Source organism: Bradyrhizobium sp. (assembly GCF_016219575.1).
GTDB lineage: Bacteria > Pseudomonadota > Alphaproteobacteria > Rhizobiales > Xanthobacteraceae > Bradyrhizobium.
Map to the genome: position 1 here is coordinate 1 of NZ_JACRMG010000036.1, position 25,420 is coordinate 25,420.

General features: G+C 60.4%; 24 protein-coding genes and 1 pseudogene. 8 read left to right on the forward strand and 17 right to left on the reverse strand.

The annotated features are described in order from the left end of the window. Positions 1-130, forward strand: a 130-nt coding sequence (locus HZB49_RS26875; protein WP_291617069.1) for a DUF736 family protein, incomplete at its 5' end; no start/stop codon positions are given. A 138-nt stretch (positions 131-268) separates the two neighbouring features. Here HZB49_RS26875 and HZB49_RS26880 read toward each other — a convergent pair. The 10 genes and pseudogenes from HZB49_RS26880 to HZB49_RS26925 form a co-directional block, all read right to left on the reverse strand. Further along, a pseudogene (locus tag HZB49_RS26880) lies at positions 269-424 on the reverse strand (DUF736 family protein); the annotation flags it as partial. A gap of 562 nt (positions 425-986) precedes the next feature. Next, the gene (locus HZB49_RS26885) at positions 987-1,469 is read right to left on the reverse strand and encodes a hypothetical protein (RefSeq protein WP_291616949.1); all 483 of its coding nucleotides are present in this window, start codon (positions 1,467-1,469) and stop codon (positions 987-989) included. A 140-nt stretch (positions 1,470-1,609) separates the two neighbouring features. Beyond that, positions 1,610-2,533 carry a DUF2493 domain-containing protein gene (locus tag HZB49_RS26890; protein WP_291616951.1) on the reverse strand — a complete coding sequence of 308 codons (924 nt, stop codon included), beginning with the start codon at positions 2,531-2,533 and terminating at the stop codon, positions 1,610-1,612. A 329-nt stretch (positions 2,534-2,862) separates the two neighbouring features. Then, positions 2,863-3,924, reverse strand: a complete 1,062-nt coding sequence (locus HZB49_RS26895) for a toprim domain-containing protein (RefSeq protein WP_291616953.1) — start codon at positions 3,922-3,924, stop codon at positions 2,863-2,865. Beyond that, positions 3,924-8,246 carry a strawberry notch family protein gene (locus HZB49_RS26900; protein ID WP_291616955.1) on the reverse strand — a complete coding sequence of 1,441 codons (4,323 nt, stop codon included), beginning with the start codon at positions 8,244-8,246 and terminating at the stop codon, positions 3,924-3,926. Before HZB49_RS26900 ends, HZB49_RS26895 begins: the two co-directional genes overlap by 1 nt. Before the next feature lie 181 nt (positions 8,247-8,427). Further along, a complete protein-coding gene (locus HZB49_RS26905) occupies positions 8,428-10,545 on the reverse strand; it encodes a ParB/RepB/Spo0J family partition protein (RefSeq protein WP_291616957.1) in 2,118 nt (705 codons plus the stop codon). 484 nt (positions 10,546-11,029) lie between these two features. Continuing rightward, complete coding sequence (locus tag HZB49_RS26910) at positions 11,030-11,839, reverse strand: S1/P1 nuclease (protein ID WP_291616959.1); 810 nt, start codon at positions 11,837-11,839, stop codon at positions 11,030-11,032. Positions 11,840-12,313: 474 nt separating this feature from the next. Next, positions 12,314-12,628 carry a hypothetical protein gene (locus HZB49_RS26915; protein ID WP_291616961.1) on the reverse strand — a complete coding sequence of 105 codons (315 nt, stop codon included), beginning with the start codon at positions 12,626-12,628 and terminating at the stop codon, positions 12,314-12,316. A gap of 447 nt (positions 12,629-13,075) precedes the next feature. Further along, positions 13,076-14,359 (reverse strand): type II toxin-antitoxin system HipA family toxin, encoded by a 1,284-nt coding sequence (locus HZB49_RS26920; RefSeq protein ID WP_291616963.1) that lies wholly within the window; start codon positions 14,357-14,359, stop codon positions 13,076-13,078. After that, a complete protein-coding gene (locus HZB49_RS26925) occupies positions 14,356-14,643 on the reverse strand; it encodes a helix-turn-helix domain-containing protein (protein WP_291616965.1) in 288 nt (95 codons plus the stop codon). The genes HZB49_RS26920 and HZB49_RS26925 overlap by 4 nt, the downstream gene beginning before the upstream one ends. Positions 14,644-14,885: 242 nt before the next feature. Between HZB49_RS26925 and HZB49_RS26930 the strand changes: the two genes are divergently transcribed. Both HZB49_RS26930 and HZB49_RS26935 read left to right on the forward strand, forming a co-directional pair. After that, positions 14,886-15,116, forward strand: a complete 231-nt coding sequence (locus HZB49_RS26930; protein ID WP_291616967.1) for a hypothetical protein — start codon at positions 14,886-14,888, stop codon at positions 15,114-15,116. A gap of 455 nt (positions 15,117-15,571) precedes the next feature. After that, entirely contained in the window at positions 15,572-16,147 is a 576-nt protein-coding gene (locus HZB49_RS26935) for a Fic family protein (RefSeq protein WP_291616969.1), read from the forward strand. Between the two features lie 7 nt (positions 16,148-16,154). Here HZB49_RS26935 and HZB49_RS26940 read toward each other — a convergent pair whose 3' ends face one another. Then, a complete protein-coding gene (locus HZB49_RS26940) occupies positions 16,155-16,376 on the reverse strand; it encodes a DUF6290 family protein (protein WP_291616971.1) in 222 nt (73 codons plus the stop codon). 84 nt (positions 16,377-16,460) lie between these two features. Here HZB49_RS26940 and HZB49_RS26945 point away from each other — a divergent pair, with 84 nt between their 5' ends. The 5 genes from HZB49_RS26945 to HZB49_RS26965 are packed head-to-tail and all read left to right on the forward strand — an operon-like array spanning position 16,461 to position 19,954. After that, positions 16,461-16,862 (forward strand): multiubiquitin domain-containing protein, encoded by a 402-nt coding sequence (locus HZB49_RS26945; RefSeq protein ID WP_291616973.1) that lies wholly within the window; start codon positions 16,461-16,463, stop codon positions 16,860-16,862. Between the two features lie 3 nt (positions 16,863-16,865). Continuing rightward, positions 16,866-17,261, forward strand: coding sequence for an E2/UBC family protein (locus HZB49_RS26950; protein WP_291616975.1), 396 nt, complete (start codon positions 16,866-16,868; stop codon positions 17,259-17,261). After that, on the forward strand, positions 17,258-18,640 hold the full coding sequence (locus HZB49_RS26955; RefSeq protein WP_291616977.1) for a ThiF family adenylyltransferase: 1,383 nt from the start codon (positions 17,258-17,260) through the stop codon (positions 18,638-18,640). Before HZB49_RS26950 ends, HZB49_RS26955 begins: the two co-directional genes overlap by 4 nt. Next, positions 18,637-19,062 (forward strand): DUF6527 family protein, encoded by a 426-nt coding sequence (locus HZB49_RS26960; RefSeq protein ID WP_291616979.1) that lies wholly within the window; start codon positions 18,637-18,639, stop codon positions 19,060-19,062. The genes HZB49_RS26955 and HZB49_RS26960 overlap by 4 nt, the downstream gene beginning before the upstream one ends. Then, a complete protein-coding gene (locus tag HZB49_RS26965; RefSeq protein ID WP_291616981.1) occupies positions 19,055-19,954 on the forward strand; it encodes a hypothetical protein in 900 nt (299 codons plus the stop codon). Before HZB49_RS26960 ends, HZB49_RS26965 begins: the two co-directional genes overlap by 8 nt. Positions 19,955-19,959: 5 nt before the next feature. Here the strand turns inward: HZB49_RS26965 and HZB49_RS26970 are convergent, their stop codons facing one another. The 6 genes from HZB49_RS26970 to HZB49_RS26995 all read right to left on the reverse strand — a co-directional run bounded on the left by HZB49_RS26970 (position 19,960) and on the right by HZB49_RS26995 (position 25,171). Beyond that, a complete protein-coding gene (locus tag HZB49_RS26970; protein WP_291616983.1) occupies positions 19,960-20,637 on the reverse strand; it encodes a hypothetical protein in 678 nt (225 codons plus the stop codon). Between the two features lie 250 nt (positions 20,638-20,887). Continuing rightward, on the reverse strand, positions 20,888-21,565 hold the full coding sequence (locus HZB49_RS26975) for a hypothetical protein (RefSeq protein WP_291616985.1): 678 nt from the start codon (positions 21,563-21,565) through the stop codon (positions 20,888-20,890). A 71-nt stretch (positions 21,566-21,636) separates the two neighbouring features. Then, positions 21,637-22,425, reverse strand: a complete 789-nt coding sequence (locus HZB49_RS26980) for a Shedu anti-phage system protein SduA domain-containing protein (protein WP_291616987.1) — start codon at positions 22,423-22,425, stop codon at positions 21,637-21,639. A gap of 61 nt (positions 22,426-22,486) precedes the next feature. After that, a complete protein-coding gene (locus HZB49_RS26985) occupies positions 22,487-22,921 on the reverse strand; it encodes a hypothetical protein (RefSeq protein ID WP_291616989.1) in 435 nt (144 codons plus the stop codon). 13 nt (positions 22,922-22,934) lie between these two features. Continuing rightward, positions 22,935-24,362 (reverse strand): nucleotidyl transferase AbiEii/AbiGii toxin family protein, encoded by a 1,428-nt coding sequence (locus HZB49_RS26990; RefSeq protein WP_291616991.1) that lies wholly within the window; start codon positions 24,360-24,362, stop codon positions 22,935-22,937. Next, positions 24,359-25,171 (reverse strand): type IV toxin-antitoxin system AbiEi family antitoxin domain-containing protein, encoded by an 813-nt coding sequence (locus tag HZB49_RS26995; protein ID WP_291616993.1) that lies wholly within the window; start codon positions 25,169-25,171, stop codon positions 24,359-24,361. Before HZB49_RS26995 ends, HZB49_RS26990 begins: the two co-directional genes overlap by 4 nt. Positions 25,172-25,420 lie beyond the last annotated feature (249 nt).

Consider the following 25,420-nt stretch of genomic DNA (forward strand, 5'->3'; position numbering starts at 1 on the left):
GTGGCACCGCACCTCGAAGGAGAACACCGAGTACCACTCGGTCAAGCTCGACGATCCGTCCTTCCCGGCGCCGATCTACGCCAACCTCTTCAAGGGCGAGACCGACTACACCCTCGTCTGGTCACGCTGACCGACCGCTACCGCGACGGTTCGCCCGCCGAGCCGTCGCGGCTCTTCCCTCGGGATTATGTGGAGCGCGGCGAGCCCGAAACCCGCGGAAAACCTGCACTCAGACGCCACCACTCCGCATAACGCCACGCTTCGCATAATCCGCGCGGCCGACGTAGATGCGGTGGCTCGGAGCGTTATCATTCGACCGGTTGGTCTCGGCGACGATGCGGACGCCCTTTGCCTGCAGGCTCAGGGTGACGATCTCGCCCTGGAAATCGTTGCCGACCTTCTTGAAAGAACCGATGTTAGCCATGTCACTTCTCCTGTTGTGTTTCGAGCCCGCGACCACCGCGGCCTCGATGGCGATCTTTCAGGCCGAGGACGATCGGCGACGCACCCGCTTGCGGGCCGTAGCGCAGCGGAGGACGCCGTTGTGGCGACTTTCTTGCCTCGCGAGGAATGGGCGCACGCCCAGGGGAAGAAAGTCGCAGCAACGGCGTTGCGGCTCAGACGATCGAGGCGAAGCCGGTCTTCGGCCAGATCAAGCCATCAATGAGGCCACGTGCGTCCGCGTGCTGAACCGCAATCTCGGGAGAAGACGTGACCTATCTCGGCTGTGCTGAACAAGGGGTCGGAACGATTTGGCGCAGAAAGAGAAACAATCTGCAGCAAAGGGCGGTATCGCCTCCGAAGGAACGATCGAAATGACGCCGCTCCGCCGCAGTTATGTGGTTGAACCGGAAATGGTCGCGGCTTGGTCAGGGCATTCCGAGGAGGATTGCGCCCCTCCTCACTCAGGTCCCGATCATCCATCGTTCAACAGGCCGATCTACGCTAACCTGTTCGACGACGAGCGCGGCGAAGGCGGTGAACGGTCATCCCTCGCGCGTAGCGGCCGTAAGAATTGGTTGAGACGGCTTCTCCACCGCCCCAACCGAACTGAGCGGGCGGGCCTCCGCAAAAACAGTCAAGCGCGTCCAAGCCGTGCCGGCAACGCAAACCGCGCCGAGGCAAGCGAAGGCCTCACGCCAAGCCATCGAAGATACCCCGATCTGAGACAGGGCGAACACCAGATGATAGCCCGCGACGGCAGCAGGAACAGCGAATGCTGTCGCGATAGCGATGCGCAAGGTCAAGGAGCGACCAACGGCGACGGCGGTCTGACCGAGGACAAGCGTGAGCACGCCACCGGCCGTTCCGATGAGCAACGCACCAACGACACCGGCGCCGCTCTGTAGCGCCATCATCCCGATACTCAACGCGACGAAAAACGGCAGGGCATAAACTGCCAGCGCGAAAATCGCCCAGCAGAACAAACCAATGCCTAGTGTGTTGAGAACAAGCCCAAGAGCGAGCATGGTGGTGGCTCCATGTCATAGATTTGCCGGTCGCGCCTTCCACCACCACCACGGCGCAACTTCAGACATAAGATCGAAACGAGGCGGAGTTGCGGCGCATGCAACTCCGCTTTGAGCGCTTGGAGGCGAGAAGACGGTGCTCACGCGCCGCCGAACTTCCACACGGGGATGCCGAGGCGCCTGGCCTTGTCGGCGAGGTTGTCCTGGATTCCTGTGCCCGGGAAGTGCATGACGCCGATCGGCAGCAGTTCGAGTATAGCATCGTTGCGCTTGAAGGGGGCGGCCTTGGCGTGTTTCGTCCAGTCGGGCTTGAAGGCGACCTGAGGCACCTTGCGGCTGGTCGCCCATTTGGAGGCGATCAGTTCGCCGCCTTTCGGGGAGCCGCCGTGAAGCAGGACCATATCGGGATGCTTTGCGTGAACCTTGTCGAGGCGATCCCAGATGAGGCGGTGGTCGTTGAAGTCGAGCCCGCCGGTCAGTGCGATCTTCGGTCCCGGCGGTAACATGACCTCGGTCTCGGCACGACGCTTGGCCGCGATGAAGTCTCGGGAGTCGATCATCGCTGCGGTCAGCGTGCGGTGGTTCACAAGTGATCCCGATCGAGGGCGCCAGGACGATCCGGTGTGTGTCTCGAAGCGCTCGATGGCCTGATCGCGGAAGAGCTCCAGGCAGTTGCGGCGCTCGATCAACGTGATGCCTTCGGCCGTCAAACGCTCGAGTTCGACCGATCGCACTTCGGAGCCGTTCTGCTCGCGCTGACTCTTCTGTTGCGCCTGCTCGTTGTCGTCGAGTTGGCGTTCGACGCGGTCGACGGCACGATGGAACAGGTTGACGGTCGACCAGAGCAGATCGTCAAGGTCCGGCTCGAGCCGCGTGTCCCTCAACGTGGCGACCAGGGCATCAAAGATGTCGGCGACGGCTACGGCGACGATCTTGCCCTCGGGAAGCGGCCGTGGATCGGGCTGGTCGTCGAATGGGCGGAAGCCGAAGAGCTGCAATTCGGTGAGAACACGATCAGTTGGAGAAGAGGCGTGCGGCGGTTCGATGTCGTCGTGGTCGGTCATGGAAGAGGACCTTTGCCGAATCGGCCGCGCCCATCGCGGCCTTCGTGGCGATCACTCAGACGGCGGGCGGAACGGGCCAGAACCCGAAGGGCCGAAGCGGCAGCGGAGGATGGCGGAGGCCGGCTATTTTGCTTCGCGATGCAAAGCGCGCCGGTCAGGTGGCTAATGTGTCTTCTCATCGCCGGCGCGCGGCGGAAAATAGCCGGACATAGCCATTGCCGGCCCGGGCTGCTTGCCGTCCGATCGCCCTCTAGAAGGCCGAGGTCGCGTCCTCTTCCGGCATTGGCCGCGTCGTGGCCGACCTGTCGACGTCGATCGAAGTACCAGGGCTATTCCGCAGGTACCGTCGATGAATGCACGAAGCTGACGACGTCCTCTGGTACGAGTTGGAGCCGCAACGCTGCTCGGAGGGCCTCGAGCCCGAAGATGTGCAGATCTTCGTTGAAATCACCTAGCCGGGGCGACAGCGCGATCGCTTCAACGCCGGCAGCTTCCGCGCGCTGAGTGAGAGTCGTCTGCACAACATCTCCGGCAGCATCGGCGTCACGAGCGATATAGAGGCGACGCAGGCCAGCCGGCAGCAACATCGCTGAGAGGTGATTGGCCGAAAGCGCTGCGGCCATAGGCAAGGTCGGCAGTGCGTGACGTAGCGACAGCATGGTCTCGATACCTTCGCCAGCAGCGAGCACGTCGTCCACCACACCGAAGCGAACGGCGTTACCGAGGAGGTCGCCCATGGCCCGTCGTGGCGTTTCGACCGGAGCCTTGCCGAGTCGCACGCGATCAAAGGCGTCGGGATCGAGCCAGGTGCGGTGCGCGCCTGTGATCCGTCCATCGAGGTCGGTGACGCAGGCGATCATCGCCGGCCATGTTTCGGTCGGCAAATGTTCGTCCGGCCGATAGTAGCAACGTGGGTGGAAGCGGAGGCTCCCACCATGGTGGATGTGGGCTATTCCGCGACGCTGCAAATACGTCTCGACCACCGTCCCTTCAATCGAGCTGGACATCGCAAAGAGCCGACGAGCCGCCTCTTGCGATCCGGCTTGCGCAAACAAACGAATGGGTTTCGGCGCCAGTTGCTGATCGAGACGAGGCAGCTTCAGAAAGCGCCTCGCCTCCTCGGCGACCTCGCGGAAGTCTCGAAGGCCCAGGCTCTGGCGAATAATGTCGAGGAGATCGCCATGTTCCCCGGTCGCTGCATCAGTCCACTTTCCGGCGGGCCCCTTCGGCGATTCCTGGAGTCGCACGAAGAGCGAGCGGCCCGGTGTATTGTGGACGTCGCCGACCACCCAGTGCCGCCCCGCCCGCTTGCCATTGGAGAGATAGTGTCGGCACACCGCCTCGGCCTCGAGCGCGAGGCGGCCTGCCAGTTCGGAGGCATCGCGGGACATCAGGCGGCCTCCCGTTCACCGATGCGCGCCACGGGATAGCTGTCAAGCACCTTCGACAGGACTTCGACGCCGCTTGTGTCCGTAGACACGAACATGCGCAACTTCCAGGAGATGATCTCGCCAAAAAGGCCGTAAGCACGGAGGCGATCGCGCATCGTGTCGTTGAACCCGGACAATTCGATGCGGTATGCACCCATCACCCGGACACGGCGAAGCTGGAGTCCCTCCGTAAGATCAAGGACGGCTCGTCCCTCCATCAGTGCGGCAAAGGCAGCGTCGGGCGTCAGCGCGGGTGTATCAGCCGCAAGGACGGTTGCGACCCAGGTGGCGGAAACCTTACGGCCGATGATGCGCTCGCCCGCATCGGTCTGAAGGCGATAGACACGGGTCGATTCGTTCGGCAGCCGCTTCCAGATAGGTAGCAGCAGGCCCGCCACCACGTGGATCGTGCTGTCCGTGAACTCGGGGATCTCGGCAAGCTCGGCCAGCCAGGCCGCGGCAAAGCGTTCACGGTCCGCCTCGGCCCAATGGCTCTCCGCCATCATGGTCAGGGGGACTTTGTGCTGCTCCATCGGCCGGATCAGGCGGACGCGCCGCTCGATCTCGCCGTCGTCGAGCATCACGCTTGCCGCCGGCACCTGCACGGCGGCTCGTCCCGAGCGCTCATTGATCAGTAGGACAGCGCGACGATCGGAAAGACGATCGAGAGCGTCATCCAGACGCACAGGATGATTGCGCTGACGCTGCGTGATTGTGAGCAGCCGGGTCTCGGCGCCAGTACCCGGATGGGCATAAATCGTCCGCCGGTCGGTGACGACAAAGCTTTCGGCTCGGAGCGTTTCCAGTCCGACGTCGTAGGTGCCCGACGCGACCGCGCCCTCGATCCGAGCGGTCAAGAGGTGCTCGAAAGCGGAGAACAGAACATTCTGCAGGTCGATGGTAAGCGCCAACAGCCTGTTCAGGAAAGTCGTGATTGGCGGCAGATCATCCCTGAGCCCATTGGCATCCGTCAGCTTCAGGCCGGTCGTATCCTCGAACCTTTCGAGCGAGCATCCCTCGACCTTGCCTCGCGCAAGCAGCGTATAGAGTTGACGCAACGCATCACGACCGTACTGGCTTTCGAGATTGTCCTCGGGCCGGAACAGCCCCTGCCCTCCGGTCTGGCGCTGGCCGCGCGTAATGGCCCCCAATGTGTCGAGCCGGCGGGCAATGGTGCTGAGAAAGCGCTTTTCCGCCTTCACGTCGGTCGCAATGGGACGAAACAACGGCGGTTGCGCCTGGTTCGTCCGGTTGGTGCGGCCAAGGCCTTGAATGGCGGCGTCCGCTTTCCAACCAGGTTCGAGCAGGTAATGCACGCGAAGTCGTCTATTCCGTGCCGACAACTCGGCATGATAACTGCGCCCCGTGCCGCCCGCATCGGAGAACACGAGGATGCGCTTGACGTCATCCATGAAGGCCGAGGTCTCGGCGAGATTGGCCGAGCCGGCTCGACTTTCAACCACCAGCCGGTCGCCCTTGCGGATGACGCGGCGCGAGCGGCCGGTCACCTCGGCGACCACGTCGGTGCCGAAGCGCTGTACGACCTGATCCAGCGCGCCAGGCACTGGCGGCAGCGAGGCGAGCTTCTCGATGAGACGGTCGCGACGAGCGACGGCCTCCCGGCTCTCGACCGGCTGGCCGTCGCGATAGACAGGCCGGGAACACAGATTGCCCTCCGAGTCGGTGAAGGGCTCATAGAGTTGGACCGGAAAGGAATGGGCGAGATAGTCGAGCACATACTCGCGCGGGGTGATGTCGACCTGAATGTCGCCCCACTCCTCGGTCGGGATCTCGACGAGCCGGCGCTCCATCAGCGCTTCGCCCGTCGACACGATCTGGATCACGGCCGCATGGCCAGCGTCGAGATCGCGCTCGATCGATCGAATCAGCGAAGGCGTCTTCATCGAAGTCAGGAGATGACCGAAGAAGCGCTGCTTGGCACTTTCGAAGGCGGATCGTGCCGCGGATCTTGCCTGCCCGTTCAGCGTTCCGGTTTCGCTGGTGATGTTGGCGGCCCGCATCGCCGCGTCGAGGTTGTTGTGGATGATGCTGAACGCATCTGCATAGGCGTTGTAGATGCGAACCTGCTCTGGCGTAAGCTGGTGCTCAACGAGGTCGTACTCGACTCCCTCGTAAGAGAGCGAGCGGGCAGTGTAGAGACCGAGCGCCTTGAGATCCCGCGCCAGCACCTCCATGGCCGCGACCCCACCCTCTTCGATCGCTTCGACGAACTCGGCACGTGTGGCGAACGGGAAGTCGACGCCGCCCCAAAGGCCGAGGCGTTGGGCATAAGCGAGGTTGTGGACCGTGGTGGCGCCCGTTGCCGACACATAAACCACGCGAGCATTCGGCGACGCGTGCTGGAGCCTCAGGCCCGCGCGCCCCTGCTGAGAGGCCGCCTGGTCGCCGCGCTCGCCTTTACTCCCGACCGCATTCTGCATGGCGTGGCTCTCGTCGAAGACGATCACTCCGTCGAAGTCGGAGCCCAACCATTCAACGATCTGCCTGACACGCGAAACCTTTTCGCCGCGCTCGTCGGTCCGCAGCGTGGCGTAGGTGGTAAAAAGGATACCTTCCGAGAGTCGGATCGCCGTGCCCTGGCGGAACCGAGACAGCGGCGTTACAAGCAGCCGCTCCATGCCAAGCGCGGACCAGTCGCGCTGCGCGTCCTCGATCAGCTTGTCGGACTTGCTGATCCAGACCGCACGGCGGCGGCCCTTGAGCCAGTTGTCGAGCAAGATTCCGGCGACCTGCCGCCCCTTGCCCGCGCCGGTGCCATCGCCCAAAAACCAGCCGCGGCGAAAGCGGACGGCATTCTTGGCGTCGTAACGCGCGGCGGCCACGACGTCAAAAGTCGCATCGACGGTCCAGGAACCCGCAAGAAACTCGGAATGCGCTTCGCCGGCATAGATGATACTCTCGAGCTGCGCGTCCGACAGAAGTCCATCTGCCACCAGACTCGAAAGCAGGTGCGGACGGTAGGTCGGTTTCGGTGGCGCAACGGATGCCATCGCTGCGGACTGCACGAGCTTGGTCGGATGTGCGCACGATCCGGGAATACGGATCGACTGCAATCCGTATTCCTCATAAAGCGCATCGGTCATTCGGGCGCCTTCCGGCGGCGACCATTCGACCGTCTCGTAGATCAGCTCTACGCCTTCAGGCGCTGCGCCGCTCGAAGTGGACGATGGGCGTGGCGAAGAGACGCCGACCGATCGCGATATCGGAGGGCGCTTGGTGATGTCGACCACTACCGGCGTGACAACGGGTAGCCTCGGAGGCACCTGCTGTGTCACCCAGTCAAGCAAGGTGGCGACATCGCTCGCCATGCCTGGCGAAGCAGGAAAAACCTTCGGATCCGCGGTGGGCTGCTTGTCGATCACAAGCAGCCTCGTGCCCGTCTGGGTTCCGTGCTTGGCGTAAACGGCGCCGTCGATGGCGGCAGAAAACACCACCCGCCCGCGTTCCTGGAGGCGAACGAAAGCATCGGTCCATACCGGGTTATCCGGCGCAAGGTTCTCGCCGGTGATAGCGACGAGACGACCGCCGTCGCAAAGGCGTGCCAGGGCTGAAGCGATGTGCCGTACAGCCGCGTCCGACATCCGTCGATCGACATTCGCCACCGCCGAGAACGGCGGGTTCATCAGGACGACGCTCGGTACGACACTCGCATCGAGGTGGTCATCGATGTAGGCGGCGTCGAAGCGCGTGACTTTAGTATTGGCGAACAGATGGTCGAGCAGTGCCGCGCGGGCCTCGGCCAACTCGTTCAACATCAGGGCGCCACCGGCGAGCTCGGCAAAGATGGCGAGCAAGCCGGTTCCGGCAGAGGGCTCCAGAACACGATCGGCAGGCGTGATGACGGCTGCCGTGCATGCAGCCAGCCCAAGCGGGACCGGCGTTGAGAATTGCTGAAACGCCTGACTGTCCTCGGAGCGTCGCGTATGGGTCGGCAGACAGCTCGCGATTCTCGCAAGCATCGGCAGCATGGCAGCGGTCGAGCCAGCCTTGGAGCGGATGGCCGGGCCGAACTTGCGAAGGAACAGAACGGTTGCCGCCTCGCAGACGTCATAGGCGGTCTTCCAGTTCCAAGCGCCGGCCGCGTCCGAGGCGCCGAAGGCCGCCTCCATGGCGCTACGCAGAACGGTGGCATCGATGCGACGGCCGCGTTCGAGATCAGTCAGGAGCTGCCGCGCGGCCCTAACGGCGGCAGAAGTGAGACTTGCAGCGGCACGCATCGAGAGCGGCGCGGCGGCGGCGCCGCCGGCAAGAGATTCGGTCATGGCAGGATTTCTCGGGAGAGCGGGAACGGTCGAACCGCCCGGCGCTCTCCTTAAGACCGCGGCGATTCAAACCCTTCCCGGCCCGGCTCTACCTCTCAGCCGTCGCCAATAAAAAGGGGACCGGCGCTCTGCACCGGTCCCCAAAACTGCAGGACGGCCGGAGCCATCCCGCTCTGTGATGTCACTCAGCCGCATCGAGCCGTTGCGGATCATCGTCGCCGGCGTTCGCCCGATCCTCCTCGTCGTCGGCGAGGAAGTCGGGCAATGGGCCCGCTTCACCCTCCTCTTCCGTTGGCGATGCGTTGGGCTCGACGAGACGCAGCGGCTCCGGCAACCAGCCCGAGCCATCGAGGAGGCGCTCGGCCTCCTTGGCCATGTCCGCCTTCTTCAGGTGGTCGATCAGTTGCGCCGAAGACTCGCCTCTTGCTTCCCGCACCGCCTCCAGAATGCGGGGTTTGGTGACCCGGCCGAGATAGTTGTCGGCAGTCGGTCTCCAGCCAGCCTGGACCATGTCGAGGCCGACAGCGCGGGCCAGCACCTCCGCCTGGTCGAGCCGCGTGCGGACGCCATGAGTGGAGACACGGCCCTGATTGTAGCGGTTCGCCGGCTCATAGAGGGCGTTGACCGCAAATGACGCACAGTGAGCGAACAGGGACGCCTGCGCCTCGCCGTCGAGCGCTGTGAGCGCATCCCAGAGATCTTTTTCGCTCTTCGGCAACCGTGCTTTCCAAGACCCATGCCGCGCCTCGACAGTCTTCGCAGACGCGCTTTCCCTCAGCCCCGGGGCTTGAGCTGGAAAGGTCGGCGTGTGAAGTCCGATCTCAAGACAGCTTCCGGACGACGCGAACCGGTAGAAGGCCGTCAGCACGAAGTTGTGCAGAACCGCCTGGAACGCGACGGCAGGATTTTCTGCCAACGCATCCCGCAATGCCAGTGTACGATGCGCAGTCAGCTCGGTGATGAGCCGATCCGGCAATGGCCTTGCCGCATCGTCATCATCTTCCTCGGCATCGGCCGGGTGAGCGGCGACTGCGATCACCGTACGCTGGACCGAAGTGCTAGCCTCTTGCCCTTCGGTCGACGACGGATCGGCACCCTGCCCGACATCGGGATCGATTGCCGGCACGTCATCCTCTGGCCTGACGTAACCCCGGTCCACCGAAAGACGTCCTTCGGAATCGATGCTGATGAAGACACCGGCTCGGGCGATCTCCGTCGGATCGTAGAGCACCGGCCGGTCTTCGAACGCCATCAATGCCGACTCGATTTCGCCGAGACGCTGATCGACCTCATCGGGCAACTCGTCGGCATCCTGATAATCGGATTCAAGTTTGGCCTGCTCGGCGTTGAGCGCGTCGATGGTGGCCTGCTCCTCGGGGGATAGGCCCACAGGTTTGCCCTCGAGCTCGCGATGGCCCCGGGTGTGATCGAAGGGGAAATCGACGGCCACCGAGATCCACTTCCAACCTTCAGCGGCAATCGTCTCAGCCTCGACCTTGAGTTTTTCGGTTACGAGACGATCAAGCAACGGGATGTCCTGAAGCCAGCCGCCGTCATCGGGCTCGAACAGATCCCGCAAAACGCCGCCGCCGGCTTGCTCGTAAGCAGCGAGCCCAATGAACTGCGCGCGTCGATCAGACGCGCGGACGGTGTTCTCGGTGAGCATGCGTCGGATTTGATAGGGCTCATCGTAGCCAGAGCGGCTGACGTTTTCCCAAACCTGCTCTTGGCGAGCATGATCGCCAGTCACCGAGAACGCCATGAGCTGGTCGAGGGTCATGCCGTCTTCGGCATAGACTTCGTGCAGCTTTGGCGACACGGACGCCAGCCGCAGTCGTTGCTTCACGATGGCCGTCGTCACGAAGTGCCGGGCCGCGATCTCCTCCTCGGGCAAGCCGGCGTCGAGCAAGGTCTGAAACGCTCGGAACTGATCGAGCGGATGGAGCCCAACCCTCTCGTCATTCTCGGCAAGCGAATCGTCTTCGGCAATACCGCCCTCGCGCACGACGCAGGGAACGGGCTGCGTCTTGGCCATGCGCTTTTGCTTCACGAGAAGTTCCAGCGCGCGGTAGCGCCTGCCGCCGGCCGGGACCTCGAACATGCCAGTTTCGTTGCCCTCTGCATCGACGATGGCCCGGACATTCAGGCTCTGCAACAGGGTACGCAGCGCGATGCTCTCGGCGAGCTGCTCGATCGAAACGCCAGACTTGACGCGCCGGACGTTGGACTGGCTGAGCACAAGCTTGTTGAAGGGAATATCCCGGGATGGACTGAGTTTGATCTTCTGGGCGCTTGCCATGTCGGATTCTCCATGACGGGCGGCCGAAAGACTCTCTCTCGGCCTCCAACCCGTCACGAAAATCCCGGCTCTCCTCTTGCTCTTGACGACTCCGCAGTCAGCGTACCGCGCGTTGCGTACTAAATATCCCACGGAGAGACTCTTCGGCCGAAGCGCAGCGGAGGCAAGAGAGAAGGCAGCCGACGAAGGGGCAGTGATAGCGACGCGGGCATGAAATGACCGCGGGCACCGAGGCGACTGCAGTCGCGAGACCGGTTAAGAAGGCACCCGCGTTCGGGGCAGTGATAGCGGCGCCGGCATGCAATGCCGGCGGCCCCTAACGCGAGAGCCTCCGGCGAGCGACACCGTATGGCGCAAGGGATCGAAGCCACCGGCCGAGACGCCTCGGCGGCTCGGTTCACGAGAGCCCGGTCCGCGACCAGCGGATGCGCCCACGATCAATACGTGACGTTATCTTCCTGCGGCCAATGGAAGATGAACAACATCAATCGGAAAAAATGCTGTCCAGCAACCGGGCAAGCCTAAATCCGGCCTTCTGCAGCTGCTCCCGGACAACCGGCTCATTCGCGGCCAAATAGTCCGTGTCGACCGCTACGCTGCCCTCAGGCTTGTCGCAGGATGCCCCTTGCACGACACAGTATCGTGTCGTCGTGGATACGGTGATGGCGAAGGACTCATTGGCCCATTCACGCGGGTCGGGCGAACTCCACTTCGTCTTCATTTCTGGCGTCATCGCCTCGATCAATTCCGTCGCGGCGTCGGACACATCCGGTCCGACCGCGCCCAAAACAAGGCAACTATCCCACGCACTATGAAGATTGCCTGAGCATTGGCCGGTGACCCGGATATTGTTGCCTCCACGGTCATCCTCAAAGGACACATGGAGCGGTTGATGAACATCGCCCACCCAATGCCCGAGCGATTTGAGCGCTATCAGCCGGTCGACTGCCTTCTCATGCCTGGATTTGACGATCCTGGAATCTTTCAGGATGGCCTGCACCACGCAAGCCGGAGCTTGCGGGCATTCGTCGGATGCTAGCCCCGTCGAATTGCGTGTCAGATTGACAAAGTGCTCCGGGGCACGAACGCGTGGATGATCCGGGAACACGCAGGACTGCGAGAACGTGTCAAATTGGGTGTCGGCCTGGATCAGCTTACGAACGGCAGCGCGGGTGTCCGGCTGAACCAGCCTGAAAGCGATCTCGCAGATAATCTGATGCCCCTCGTCACCCCAGGCCAAGGCTTTGTTGCAGGAGGCAAGGACGACGACCAAAGCCAAAACGACGCCGCGCATTCCAACCTGCCTGTCCGATCAGTGCCCCTTTATCTCCCCTATTCTGCGTTTGGGAAAGAAAAATTGGGAACGCGGAATTGCTGGGCATGCACCAAAGCCTGGCGCAAGATCGAAGGACACGCGGCGACCCAAGGATGAGCCGAATCAGCGAACCGCCAGTACCAACAAGAAAATAGGAATCTCCTTCAGCAACTCAGTGACTTGCAACACGATCGAATGACGACCTCGCTAGATCGATTTTTCCGCTGCCGACATGCTATCGGTTCGGCAGGAGGCACAAATGACCGACCCGAGAGACGTTATTTGCGCTGCAATCCATTCTGCTTTTGTAAAATATCCCCGAGAAGATGACCCTGCTTCGCACGACCATTGGATGCAGCCTGAGGAGTGCGCGCACCTGACCAAGGTGGTACTGGCCGAGCTGGAAGCGAATGGCTTCCAGATCGTGAAAAAGTCCGCCTGCCACACGTCCGCTCAGTTAAGCTTCGACGCGCCAACCGGGTTAGGCTGCGGCTGCTCCAGCATTTTTAAGGAGGCGTCGATCGCATTCCTGAGATGCACCGCGGCGGCAGCGCTGCACCGAAGTCGTCCGCAGGACACGAACCGGACGTCTACCGTGTCGTCCTGGTGCGGGACGAGAATGCGGGCACCCAGCTCAACCTGCACGATGCCGCTCATGACCCCGTACGCAGGAGCAATATCAAAGTAGATTGTTGGGGCGTCGTTGCTGTTCTCGAAGGATGGCACCGAGCCCTTGCCGGGCGGATCGGTATCGACAGGGTCGGCCACGCGCTGGCTCCTCAATTCTGACCGGAAAGGCGCAGGCTATCCGAACGATTTGATCGTGTCAGGTACGTTCGCTCCCCTGTTGCCTGACGACAACACGCAACGAAATTTCCGCCGAATCGGAGCGATAGTCGCGATCACAGTCAGCATAAGTTCGGGCACAGAGCACGTAGTGGCCAAAGTCGTGGGCTGCGATGAACCTCTTCCAACCTCAGGGTGCCTCGCATCTGCTCCGATTGCGGCGCTGAGGAGCCCGGACACCTCCTGGCGGCAACCTCGAGCAATCTGGCTGCATCATCTTCCAAGGCTCGCTCGATACCAGCACGCCGATCATCGTGATGCTGCTGATGATGATGATGATCATCATCGGCGCCCAATAATGACATGCGGGCGTGATCGAACACCACGCTGCCGATCATCATCCTGCTGGCGATCGTAGCCGGAAAACCACTAGTTCCCGCTGAGCTGCCGATGGCATTGTTGGGCTCTGGCGGTCAGTTGCTCAGCGAGGCGCCCGATGATGGCGTTATCCAGGCCGTCTTTCTGCACTTGTGCTCGCACGGCAGACACAACGTCAGGAAGCTGTTCGGCCATAGAAATCAGTCCGGCGATGACCTTGTCCGGATCAAGGCGCGTTTCACGGGCGAACTTCTGCCAATGGCGCAAGCCAATCAGGCTGAGCTTGTATTCGCCGCCGATTTTCATCGCGAGCTTGATCTTCTGCATGTCGACGTCATCGTAGGGAAGAATGCTGGCGATGTCGTAGAGCGGCGCGAGCCGCACGTGTGGACCGCCAGCCAGCAGTAGCGAGTAATTCTTGGCATGCGCATCCGTACCCGCAATGAGCCAGTTGAAGCCCAGCGCGTCGACAAACGTGTCAACGTCGGCGACACGATCCGTGGAGTAGGTGCGCAAAAGCTCGATAACATCGACGGGGCTGGGGCCGCCTTCGTTTTGATACTTGCTGGTCGGCGGGATGCCGAGCGCCTGGCAGATATCCTCCTGATGAACACGGATGATCGCATTCCCGCTGAACTGCCGATCGTAGCGCTCGATGACGATGGCGACTTCTTCTCCAAAGCGCATCACCTTGGTGTCGGCGACGGGCAGACCGAGATGGCCCGCAAGCAGGAGGCATATGTGCTCATTTTCCGCATGTCCGTCGAAATGTCCGGTTGGCGGTTTTAGGATATGCGTCGTCGGAATGCGCCCGGATGGTATTCCCCACCTGCCCTTTTGCAGAAGCAAGGCGGTCTTGGGCTGGGCGCCCGCAAGGCTGAATTGTCCGGTGTCGCGCGGCAGCCGCCATGCGGCGTGATCCTCGCGCAACGCTTGCAGACGCTTGGCGATCGCCGCCTCGTCAAGCCATTCGACCTTGTCCTCGGCCCCGCTTCGCAAGGCTGCCAGCCGATCGGGCGTGACGAACTGGACGGCACCTGCGCAGTCCTCACCTACATGGGAGATAAGGGCAAACACGTTGCGCGCCGACACCTGAAATTTCTTGGCCCACCGCTCGAGCACCCGCTCGTTGTCGGGCAGAAGTCCCCAGAGGAAGGCCTGTACGCGAGAAGGACCATGCTCTTCGGCAGCAAGCGGCATGGAGAGCGACAACGGATAGGCTCCCTCGGCTTGGCGCCAATCTTCGTCATAGACGAGGGTGAGCCGGCCGCGGGCATCGTTGCGCACGCGGCCAACTTCCCGGCCATCCAGCAGAACAACGAGTTCGCTGGTCATGCCTTTTTTTTCCTGGCCCTGGCCACGATGGCATTGATATCGATGCCAGGCTTGGTGATGCGCCGGGCGGGTGTTTGTTCGGTGCCCGCATCCAGACGGATGTCGAGGGCATCAAGAGCGCGGAGGATCAGCCCGAGCTCAGCGCGCGCGTGTCCTTGCTCGACCTCGATCACCCATTGCCGGCTGACGCCAATGCGTTTGGCAAGCGTCGATTGGTCGAGTTTAAGCTTCTTGCGCCGGTCGCGAAGAATGGCGCCGAGTTCGGCAGGTGTACGGATGAGCATGCGATTTCCATATGTCAGCGTTCGCTTACTTTAGCATATGTCAGCGTTCGCTAACAATCTGAAAATGTCAACGTTCGGCAACAAACCGAAAATGTTATCGATCGTTGACATGAAGACCAGCGATTAAATTCCAATTTCCTCATTTATTTCAATTCGTTCAGCCAACAATCCGCGACGCTCAGATTTCTCTTAACCTCTCGTTGATAAATTGCGACCTAGGCGAATTTCAAAGGAGAAGCCGGGTGCTTATCGGCGTGTACGAGGAAATCTGGTCGTGGCCAGTCCGGCCCGACTCCCAGCCGACGAGCAGGCGTCCCGTCGGCGCCGCCGACGGATACGCCGCCGCCTGCACCCTGGCGCAAGCGATGGCCGGAAAATTTAACCGTTCTGCCTTCGTCGGCGAATATGACTATTGGTGGGGCCACAACGAGGACGCACCACAACTCTATCGGTATGTGATTAGACCTGCGTAGATTCGACTTATGAACCAAGAAGCCGTTCGGCATCGATGGCTCGGCTCCTTCGAACCGTTGAAGCACGACCGGGACATAGTCGTCGGGGTCTTCAGTCTCCGAGTTGCTCCTCCCAGGCATCGCCTGCCCCCTGGCTCTCGGCGGCTTCCGACCACATATAACTGCTAAGATGGCGATAACGCTTGGTAATGTATATGAAAGTTCGTCTTCGCCTCCCACTAGAATCCGTGTTATGGTTCGCTCATGACTGATAGGCGCAAAGGCTCCAGCGTCAATTCCTCCTCCCGCATCTTGGGAGACAAGACTTTTGCGGCCATTTCGGCTGTCGAAGGGTTGAAGCTGGGTAAGGCTTCTAGGGAGCGCCTGTCGGCCCTCAACAAATCAAAACTGACGCCCGCTCAAAAGCGGGCTGAGGTATTGAGGGCGTACGTCCAACCTAAAGGCCGCTAACCGAATTGAGCGGCTACGACGTATCCGACGACCCCTATTGCTACAAAGGTACATCCGTCCTTAAGAACAGAGCCCGCCTCAGGGATGCGAAAACCCTGGACGCGTTCGAACTCGAAATGATGGCGTTGAGATCGCGAGAGCCCCTACCTGAGGGACGCTTTACGCCAGCGCATTATAGAAGCGTCCATCATCATCTGTTCCAGGATGTTTATACCTGGGCCGGGAAGTACCGGACCGTCCGCACAGCAAAGGGAGGGAACTGGTTCTGCTACCCCGAGCACATCGCCTCAAGCATGAATCAGTTGTTCAAGAAGCTTGAGCCTCCGGCGTTAAAGCCTGGCGCAAGCGCAGCAGACTTTTTGGATGCAGCCGCCGATTTCTTGGCTGAACTCAATGCTATTCATCCGTTTCGCGAAGGGAACGGTAGATCCCAGTTAGCTTTTATGCATCTTCTCAGTCGCCATACCGGCCACCCGCTCAACCTTGATCGAGTCGACGCCAAAACCTTCCTGCCCGCGATGATCGCGAGCTTCCTTGGTAATAGCGGACCGCTCAGGAGCGAATTGCAAAAGCTGCTGTGACGGTCGGCTATTCGGTGCCGGCCTGCCGGGCCAGCAGACGACGCGCGCGCGCAAGCCGGGCTTTCAGGTCCTCCTGAAAGGCGGGGTCTTTGCGCCGACTTTCGATGTGCTCGCTGATGGCGGCACGAATCACATCCGAAACGGCACGCTGCTCGACTGATGCAACGGTCTCAAGCGCTTCGGCCTGTTCTTCGGTCAGGCGGATGGTCATCGCTTTGCTGGTTTTCATGGCTCCATGAATGCACCTGAACACCGGACTTGTCAAGTGGCTTGGAGTCATGGTATCTTGGTATCATCTAATGGAGGTACCACGATGGCTGAGCATGACGACGAACCCGGACGGGAAGCCCGCGAGAAGGAACTGGACGCCTTTAAGGAACGCCAGATTCGCGAGCTGCGCGAGTTCGAGGAACGGCAGAAGAAGGAGCTGGAGGAGTTCGGGCGCCGGGAGCCGGAAGAGCTGAAGGAACTTGAGGAGCGGCAGCACCCGTACGAGATCAAGATCGACCGCACCGAGTTCAAGGTGAAGGAGCACTTCCTGACGGGCGCTCAGCTTCGGGCGCTGCCCAACCCACCCATCGGCCCTGACCGTGACCTGTTCGAGGTCGTGCCGGGTGGCTCTGACGTAAAAATCGAGGACACGCAGAAAGTGAAGATGCGCGATGGCCTGCGCTTTTTCACCGCGCCCGCGCAGATCAACCCGGGCCTCATCTAAGGAATGACCGCAGTGCTGCCTTCACACGACATCGAATATCTGAACATCAAGGCCCCCGGCCATCAGATCACCGCAGAAGGCGGCGTTATCTGCGTGCTCGTTCCGTCGTACCCCCTTCCAAAGGGGTTCGATCAGGAAGCTAGCGATCTCCTCCTGCGCCTGGCTCCCGGGTATCCCGACGTACCGCCCGACATGTGGTGGTTTGATCCACCTGTACGCCGAACAGACGGCGTTGTGATTCAGGCAACCGAGGCCCGCGAGGGTCATCTCGGACGCCAGTGGCAACGCTGGTCGCGGCATTTCCAACCGGGCCAATGGCGCTCGGGGATCGACTCGCTTCAAAGCTACTTCGCCTTGATCAGAAACGAGCTGCTGAAAGCGGCGCCGGGGGGATCATGACAATCACATTGGTCCTGACAGAGCCGCTGTTCCAGGAAATCGAACAGACCGCTAGACTTTCGGTGGAAACCGCAGGCGTGCTGCTCGCGGGAATCGCCCGCGCGCCGAATGGCGATATCCGGCTTCTCGGACGTGGAATGCGCTGGGTGCCGCAAGACGCCTATCTCGCGCGTGAAGGCGATCACCTAGCAATCGCGTCGCAGGGTTACGTCCCTGCCCTAGCCGAAGCCGAGTGTATTGGCGCCATTCCGATCTGGTTTCACACGCATCCCGGCACAGTCGGTCACCCGACACCGAGCATGGCCGACCGCAAGGTCGATCAAGATATCTCCGACCTTTTCCGGCTACGTTCGGGCTCGGAACTATACGTCACGCTAATCGCGTCGCCGCGCGATGATGGAATCACCTTCACAGGCGAGGTGCATTTCGGCGACGGCGGGCAGGCGCCGATCGACCGCTTGTGGTGTGTCGGCGACAAGTGGCAGCTCGTCCACCCGTTCAATTCGACCGCTCCGTGGATTCCCGCGATCTTTGACCGGAGCGTCCGCGCATTCGGCCCTGATATCCAGCAAACGCTTGGCGCACTGCGGGTAGGCATCGTTGGCTGCGGCGGCACCGGGTCAGCGGTCGCCGAGCAGTTAGTGCGTCTCGGCGTTCGCCACCTCACCATGATCGACGCCGATACGCTGACCGAGAGCAACATCACGCGGGTCTACGGCTCAACATCTGCCGCAGTCGGCAAATCGAAAACGGCGGTGCTGCAAAGCCACCTGACGGCGATCGCGCCCGATCTTGAATGCCATACCGTGGCGGCAATGGTGACGCTTGAGAAGACGGCGCGCGAGTTGATCCCTTGCGACGTTGTCTTCGGTTGCACCGATGACAACGCCGGCCGCCTGGTTCTGTCCCGATTCTCGACCTTCCTGGCTACCCCCGTTATCGATTGCGGCGTGCTACTGGGCGGCGATGGAGCGCTGGCAAGCATCAACGGCCGCGTGACAACCCTTACGCCAGGTGGGGCTTGCCTCGTCTGCCGCGACCGGATCGACCTTGCTCGCGCGCAAACCGAGCTGCGAACGCCGGAGGAGCGGATACGGCTTGAAAACGAAGGCTATGCGCCCGTCCTGGGAGGCGTTGAACCAGCGGTGGTGACGTTCACCACGAGCATCGCGTCTGCCGCAATTAACGAGCTCCTGGAACGCCTGATCGGCTTCGGGCCCAGCCCAAGGCCAACGGAGGTTCTGTTCCGCTGGCACGAGAGAGAAATCTCAACCAACAACGCGAAGCCGCGACCAGGTCATTACTGCAACCCGGAAAGCCAGAAGATCGGCAAGGGCGAGGGTAATCCCTTTCTTGAACAAGCGTGGCCCGGGGCATGAAGATTCGTTGGTGGCAGTGGCGATGGATCGACTGGCTTCCGCAATGGCTGACACATCTGCCGCGGTGGCAGTGGCCACGGCTCGACTGGCTTCCGCAGTCGCTGACACGTCAGCCGCTGCTGTACTGCATCGGCAAGGTCGAATCGGCTGATGAAATTCCGGAGAAGCTACCGAGCAATACGGCTGTCGCCGTCGGCGCCCTAACGCGGCCGAAATGGATTGCGTTCGACTGCCCCTGCCGAAGCGGCCATCGCATCATGCTCAACCTCGATCGTGGGCGCAGTCCGTTCTGGCAAATATCTGGGGTTGAGGGTCCTCTTTCGCTTTCGCCAAGCGTGAACTACTATGATGGCCGACGCAGATGTCACTACTTCATAAGAAACGGGAAAGTCGACTGGATGAAGGATTCGTTCGGTGAGTGATGACGTTCAGGAGCCCCTTCCGGCGTCTGAGACGACGCCGGCAAAAGCTGAGCGTCCTCTCACGAAGACGCCAATGTATGCGGCGATGAACGCAGGTCGCTACCAACGCCAGGAGCTCATCAAGCAGATAAACGCATCCGAAGGCACAAAGCTTATCTGCTACATTTCAAGCTTGGAGACCGAGATCGACCGTAACGATGTGATTGGGTTTGTGGAGATGCTCCACAACATTCCCGAAAATACGCCGATCGATCTCCTTCTCAATACCGGCGGCGGTGACGTCGACGCCTGCGAGAAACTGGTCAAGCTCGTGCTGGCAAAAGCCGGCACGAAGCCATTCCGCGTGATCGTGCCCGACCTAGCGAAGAGCGCCGGCACTCTGATGGCGCTCGCCGCCAGCAAGATCATCATGAGCACCACCTCCGAGCTTGGCATGATTGATCCACAATTCCTCCTGAAGGATGCTCGCGGCAACGAGCTGACCTATTCTGTGATGGGCTATTTGGAGGCTTACGAGGAACACTGCGAAGTGATGCGCAAGAATCCTAACGATCCAATCGCGTTGTTGATGCTTGATAGTTTTGACGCCCGGACCGTTAAGAAATTTCAGGGCATCCGCGACCGCGTGAGGACGTTTGCCGAGGACATGCTCAAGCGTCGCGGCGCGCCGAGTTCGACGATTTCCCAGGCGCTGATGAGCGCCAGCCAATGGAAAACACACGGCCAACCCATTGACTACGCCGACGCGAAGCAACTCGGGCTGCCCATCGAATATCTCCCGCCGGATGACGAGCGTTGGAGCCGCTATTGGGAGCTGTATTGTCTTCTTCGCCTTGAGACGCAGGAAGGCAAGAAAATTTACGAGTCGGCTTACGCTTCACAAATTGTGTGAACGCCTTATAGCTTGGCGAGCAACGGCTGAACGAATTGCATCGTCAGCGGCTCGTGCGCTCTGCCGTCATCCCAGCTCATCGTCAGCCAGTTGGTCGAAGTCGGGTACGATATGACGATCCTTCCCGGTCGATATCGTGCTCCACGCAGAAACGGATATTTGCTCTCGTCCAGAGGTTCGAGCAGCAACACGAAGCCTAGACCTAAGATGTTTAGCGCCAGTGCTTCGATATCCTCCTGGGCATTTGTCAGGGGCTGCAGCTGGAAGCGTGTATGGTTGAACGTTCGGTCGCCTGTGTTCATGGTGCAATAGAGACCAGCACCCTCCGGCCACTCGCGGGGATCGTCGAGCATGTCCAACAGCGCTGCGTCACGCGAGAACGCGCCAGATAGCGGCGCACTGCCCCTAGCAAGATTCTTCGAGACCGCCGCCGCCTTGGCTGTCTTTAGCAGCCAACGTTCAAGATCATGCCCCGAGACAAGGGAGTGTCTCGATCCCGCTTCCCCCTCCAGATATGACTTGAGCGAAGCGAAGAAATACTTGGCAGCATCATCGAGCGGATGAAGAGCGCTGTTGTGCTTGGTGCAAAGACAATTCGTCGTAAGGTTTCCAGGAGCCAAAATCTTTTCCTCGCCTGGCGGAAGCCAGGGAAGTCCGCCAACCGAGAAATCGCCGTCACCCATTAGGACTCGGATGACCGACTCCGAGATAATGTGCTCGCCCGAGATAGGGCCGACACACGAACCCAGGTCACGCATATAGCATTTGGCGACACTCGATGCCTGGGGAAGCGCTCTCAAACCAAGGACAGTGGATGGCTTGTGCCAGTCCTTGCCATTGAAACAACACAGCCACCCCGAACGCGTCTTACCGCACGGGCAAGGGCTATTCAAAACGGCTTCTCTTTTTCGCTTTGCTTCGCCCACAGCTAGATCAGGCCTTCACTCGCGAATTGAATACTGCGATCCACGCCTCATGCTCGACCTTGAGACTTTCGACGATGGCCTTAACCGTCGCATCATTAATAGCCTGTGGCTTTCCATGACTGAACTCGTTTCTGCGGCGATGAACGTCTTTCAGTAGGTCAGCCACGTCACCAAATCCCTGCGCTCGAAGATCATCAAAATAGTTTGTCCCGAAAAACACCTTGTACAAGTCGTAGAGACGGGCTCCGATTCCGGAGTAGCGCCGCAAAGCGTCGTCTAAGACCTGCTGTGGAAGTGAGCGCATTGCCGAGCGGTGAAGTCGCTCGATGCGAGTTTCGAAGTAGCTCCAGAACAGCAACACCAATGCCGCTTGCGCTGACGGGCCCTCCGCATCTTCGAAATGCATGAAACGCTGAAATTCAACAACTGGACGCTCCCATTCGCGCTGAAGCATTTGGAGATAGATATAGTCCTCGTAGCGACTTTCCGCGCCCGCAAACGCCGCAGGTACGACAACCGTTCTGCCATCAATGGTAACAGTCTGAGGCGACGTGTCGAACGGAGCACCACCGCATGCCGGACAAGACTGATTAAACCTGCGAATGCCGGGGCATTTTCCTCCGCATGAAACGTAATCTGACCAAAGGCTCGCCCACGACGTTCCGGCTAGCTCATCGTACCACATTTGGAGCACTCCGCAGCGTCAAGAGACAACCTTGCGCCGTTGTTTTACGTAGCCCCTAGGTAGCTTCGGCCTCACGCGGACCGTACCCTTACCAAGGGAGCTACGGCACTCAGCACTTCGTGCCGCTGACCGTCTCGGAAAATAAAGTGATTGGAGCCGCCCTTGCTGAGCTCCGCGTGAAGCGCCCGACTTACCTGAAGCTGCGTTGGCTCCATCCACGCATACATTCCGGCATCAATCACCTTATCCGACAGGATGTCGATGAACTGGTTGTGCCGGCTACCGACGGCAAGCTCCCATTTTTGGCCAAGGCCTTCAGCCAGACTGTCAAACGTGATGATCTTGAAATCATCCGCTTCGACGGCCTTTACAAGCTGCCGACGGTGCTCGTTTCCCTCGTATTCTGCCCGCCGTCCAAATACGAGAACGAATTTATTGTAGGTTGGATTCTTGGCCATGTGGCGCGGCACCTGAATAGCGCTGACGGTTGAGAGAAACCCGGCCTTGTTTTGATCTGATAGAAACCACGCCTTCCACTGGTTGATCTGCTGCAACGCGTGCACGAAGTCCCCGTGAAACTCGTTGGTGTTACCCTTAAAGAAACGCGATGACGGCGTTTCAAGCTCGATAAACACAGCATTCCAATCATCGGTGCTCTTCGAGAAATAAAAAAAATCGGTCTTGTAGTCGGCGCCGAAAGGGAGCTTACGGAGAACGAGGCTGAGTCCGATGCCGTGGTTCTGCACGAACTCGCGCGGAATGAATCGGGTGTGCTTTTCGAGGTAAGCTTGGTAGGCCTGCTCCTCGCGTGTTTCATCGAGCAGAGCCAGGTACCGCGCGCGTTCTTCATCCAAATCCATCGTGGCTCCGGGCGTTGCTTTTTTGCTCCACTATCCCAACGATCGTTGACTGGGGCAAAGCCTATTCCAAGAGACGCGTGGCTAAGGGATTTTCTCTTAAACCAACTTGACCACCGCTCGGGCGGCAGTCGGGATCGAACCGGTCTCCGCCGATAGTCTCCGCAAAACGGGAATATTCGCGAACGAGGCCGGAGACTTTCGGCGATTTCCGCCTCATGTCGAGCGAACCGAGAGTCCAGAGACAAACCTGAATACGCGAAAAGCCCGGATTTGCCGGCTGTGCTCGCGTCTCTTGGGGAGCCTGGCCGAAAGCGGGAATGGGTGGCTGGGGCGGAAAGGATCGAACCTCCGAGGGGCGGAATCCAAGTTCGTCACGACGCTGAGCGAAACCAGGACTGTTCGGTTGAACGATCGAGCTCTCTTCCTCTATCGGCTGAACAAAATCTCCGCACTCGAAGCGATCCAAAAGAGCCAAAGCCGGTTGAAGCTTGTTCATGCGGCCCCCCGGACTAATATTTCGTTCGGACGTAAGTCCCGTAGGTGCCGTAGCACTGGTAGCCGGCGCGGTTTTTATGCGGCCGCAGCGTTCCGTCGTAGCTCTTGCGCTCAAACAGCTTACCACAGACCGTGCAACGAAAGACGTAGGTGGTGGTGCCGCTGGACGCCCGCGATCGGCGGCGCGTCGAAGTTCGCGGCGCCGCATTACCCGCGGGCCGTAACGTTGGAGGGATCGACCACGGGCCGGTCGGCGTCAACTCAATCGGATAGCGTGGCGAGAACGTTGTCTGCGTCTGCGAGACCCCGAGAATGCCGTCGAGGCGATAGCTACGCGGTTGACCATCTTCCGCGCGAACGGCCATCAACAGAACATCGCCAGCGCGGGAACGGCGCAGCGAGTAAGCTTCGATTGCGCGTGTCGAGCGTTTACCCTTCTGGTCGCGGTAGTCGATGTTGACCAGCAGCCGGTTGACAGCCGCGAACCGAATGATCTCGATGAAGGTTTGGCCGCGCGATCCTGCCGGAAGACCGATAATGCGCTGACGGATGATTTCGTCGGTCGCCCCGCCCATAGGCGGCATCATCGGCAGGACCGGCGCCGCAACCTGGCCGTGGAGCCACTTGAATATCTCCGGCAAAGCGTCCCAGAAGGACGTGATTGGCAGCAAAGCCGGAAGCTGATGGTTAAGCATGCCAGACCAGCCCGCCTCGACATCGCCGCGATGGGGCTCGATGTCGGCAAGCTGCGGCAGTTGGAGGCCCTTGAACGCGCATTTCTCTCGCAGCACTGTGACGAACTGCTGCTGCTCGGGCCGGGCGTCGGCGTTCCGGTAGAGGTTGACCACGTCGTAAAGGTCGCGCGGCCGGGTGCGCTCGGCGAGGGCCCTGAATTTCTCGGCGAAGGCTTCGACATAGTCGTAGGCGAGCACCTCGATCCCTTCCTCCGGCGCGTCGGAATAGGGATGGAAGATTTCCACGGTCTCGGGGTCCAGGACGACGCGTTCATCGGCGGTCAAGTCGAGCTTGATGCGTGACAAGGGCCGCGTTGGCGAAACCGGTCCCTTGTAGCTGATCTTGCCCTGGCATGAGAGGTTACCGCGCGGATTCTTGAGGATTTCGAATTCCAGCTGGTCGGCGGGGATTTCGATGCCGGTCTCGTCGTAAACCCAAGCGCCGACTTCGGCGAAGACGCGCTTAAGAAGGGCTTCGTCAAGATGCGCCTCGTTGCGCAGCGTAAAGTCGAGATCCTCGGAGAATCGGTAGGTCTCGAAGAAGCATTTCTTAAGACAGGTTCCGCCCTTGAAGATCCAGCTTTCGGCAAGCTCCTCATGGGCATAGATGCCGGCGAGCATCCAGCCGAGGACATAATCCTTCTCGATGACATGCGGGTTGAGCGATGTCTGCTCGGCGAGGTCGAGGATTTCGCGCCTGTCGATCAATCCATAGCTCCGGGCGCCCAGGATGGCGGAATGAGGAGCCGCCATCTTGAGATGAGTCGCTTGCAATCCAAAGCAGGATCGAGCTTGGCGTTGCCTGCCGTCAGGCGCGCACGGCAGAGTTCGATGAGCGCGGTGCTGTCATCGCGTCCTTCCGCGAGGAAGCCAAGCCGCTTGAACACGGCGCCGTTGCCTAGCTGATCGCCGTATTCGATCAGCTTCTGATCCATTCGGTCCGATCGTTTGAAGTACACATCGAGGCAATCCGACACTTGCTGAATGCCGCCGCCAAGCGCGGGATCGTCGAGCATATCGATGATTGTCCGGTGAACGTCGGAGACGGACACCTTGGTGTTGTGGCGCCAAATCGGCTTGGTTCCGAAGATTTTTTCGGGCTTCAGGTGCTTGAGCGTGAATTCGAAGCCCTGCTTCGTCTGATGCCTCTCGCGGATAGCTTGTCCGGTGACGACCACGATGTCTTTGAAAATCTGCTCGGTCAGATCCCAATGCTCCGCGGCGGTACGGCCAGCGATATAGGCGGGCGCGAAGAGCGCGGGTACGAGAACCCAGGCATCATCGAGAACCCGTTCCGAACCGAGCGTGTCGATCGAGGCCGGGACATAGGCGCCAGACCCGACCCGGCGCAGCCAACCTTGCTCACGCCATCGTGCGAGGCGCTTGGCGGCTTCGGTTCGCGAAACAGCGAGCGCCTTCGTCACGTCGGCAATTTTGATCACGTCACCCGATCCGGCGAGAACTTGCCGAAGTTGGGCGCGGCCACGAGGCAATTGGGACGCGTTAGTACTTTTCATGAGCTATTTTTCACGAAAAATGGGAACTATCGCACTTATAATACACAAATCTGAAGCAAAAATAGATATTATAGGCAAGACAAATCGCAAAATTTGCGAATTTTTACATATAAAATGCACAGTTGCTCGTCAACCTCGCAGCAAAGGAGGTGCCATTCGTCCCATTTGTACGCCACGGCTACCCAGAAGCCATACCTGCGCTCTAGATCTCTTTCTTGCTGGAGAAGCCTACGATGTTATTGCCTCAGA

Excerpts from the sequence above, each read along its gene's own strand:
- HZB49_RS26885 (WP_291616949.1), bottom strand. The coding sequence starts at position 1,469 with ATGCTCGCTCTTGGGCTTGTTCTCAACACACTAGGCATTGGTTTGTTC.
- HZB49_RS26890 (WP_291616951.1), bottom strand. The coding sequence starts at position 2,533 with ATGACCGACCACGACGACATCGAACCGCCGCACGCCTCTTCTCCAACT.
- HZB49_RS26895 (WP_291616953.1), bottom strand. The coding sequence starts at position 3,924 with ATGTCCCGCGATGCCTCCGAACTGGCAGGCCGCCTCGCGCTCGAGGCC.
- HZB49_RS26900 (WP_291616955.1), bottom strand. The coding sequence starts at position 8,246 with ATGACCGAATCTCTTGCCGGCGGCGCCGCCGCCGCGCCGCTCTCGATG.
- HZB49_RS26905 (WP_291616957.1), bottom strand. The coding sequence starts at position 10,545 with ATGGCAAGCGCCCAGAAGATCAAACTCAGTCCATCCCGGGATATTCCC.
- HZB49_RS26910 (WP_291616959.1), bottom strand. The coding sequence starts at position 11,839 with ATGCGCGGCGTCGTTTTGGCTTTGGTCGTCGTCCTTGCCTCCTGCAAC.
- HZB49_RS26920 (WP_291616963.1), bottom strand. The coding sequence starts at position 14,359 with ATGACCAGCGAACTCGTTGTTCTGCTGGATGGCCGGGAAGTTGGCCGC.
- HZB49_RS26925 (WP_291616965.1), bottom strand. The coding sequence starts at position 14,643 with ATGCTCATCCGTACACCTGCCGAACTCGGCGCCATTCTTCGCGACCGG.
- HZB49_RS26940 (WP_291616971.1), bottom strand. The coding sequence starts at position 16,376 with ATGAAAACCAGCAAAGCGATGACCATCCGCCTGACCGAAGAACAGGCC.
- HZB49_RS26945 (WP_291616973.1), top strand. The coding sequence starts at position 16,461 with ATGGCTGAGCATGACGACGAACCCGGACGGGAAGCCCGCGAGAAGGAA.
- HZB49_RS26950 (WP_291616975.1), top strand. The coding sequence starts at position 16,866 with ATGACCGCAGTGCTGCCTTCACACGACATCGAATATCTGAACATCAAG.
- HZB49_RS26955 (WP_291616977.1), top strand. The coding sequence starts at position 17,258 with ATGACAATCACATTGGTCCTGACAGAGCCGCTGTTCCAGGAAATCGAA.
- HZB49_RS26960 (WP_291616979.1), top strand. The coding sequence starts at position 18,637 with ATGAAGATTCGTTGGTGGCAGTGGCGATGGATCGACTGGCTTCCGCAA.
- HZB49_RS26970 (WP_291616983.1), bottom strand. The coding sequence starts at position 20,637 with ATGGGTGACGGCGATTTCTCGGTTGGCGGACTTCCCTGGCTTCCGCCA.
- HZB49_RS26975 (WP_291616985.1), bottom strand. The coding sequence starts at position 21,565 with ATGTGGTACGATGAGCTAGCCGGAACGTCGTGGGCGAGCCTTTGGTCA.
- HZB49_RS26980 (WP_291616987.1), bottom strand. The coding sequence starts at position 22,425 with ATGGATTTGGATGAAGAACGCGCGCGGTACCTGGCTCTGCTCGATGAA.
- HZB49_RS26985 (WP_291616989.1), bottom strand. The coding sequence starts at position 22,921 with ATGAACAAGCTTCAACCGGCTTTGGCTCTTTTGGATCGCTTCGAGTGC.
- HZB49_RS26995 (WP_291616993.1), bottom strand. The coding sequence starts at position 25,171 with ATGAAAAGTACTAACGCGTCCCAATTGCCTCGTGGCCGCGCCCAACTT.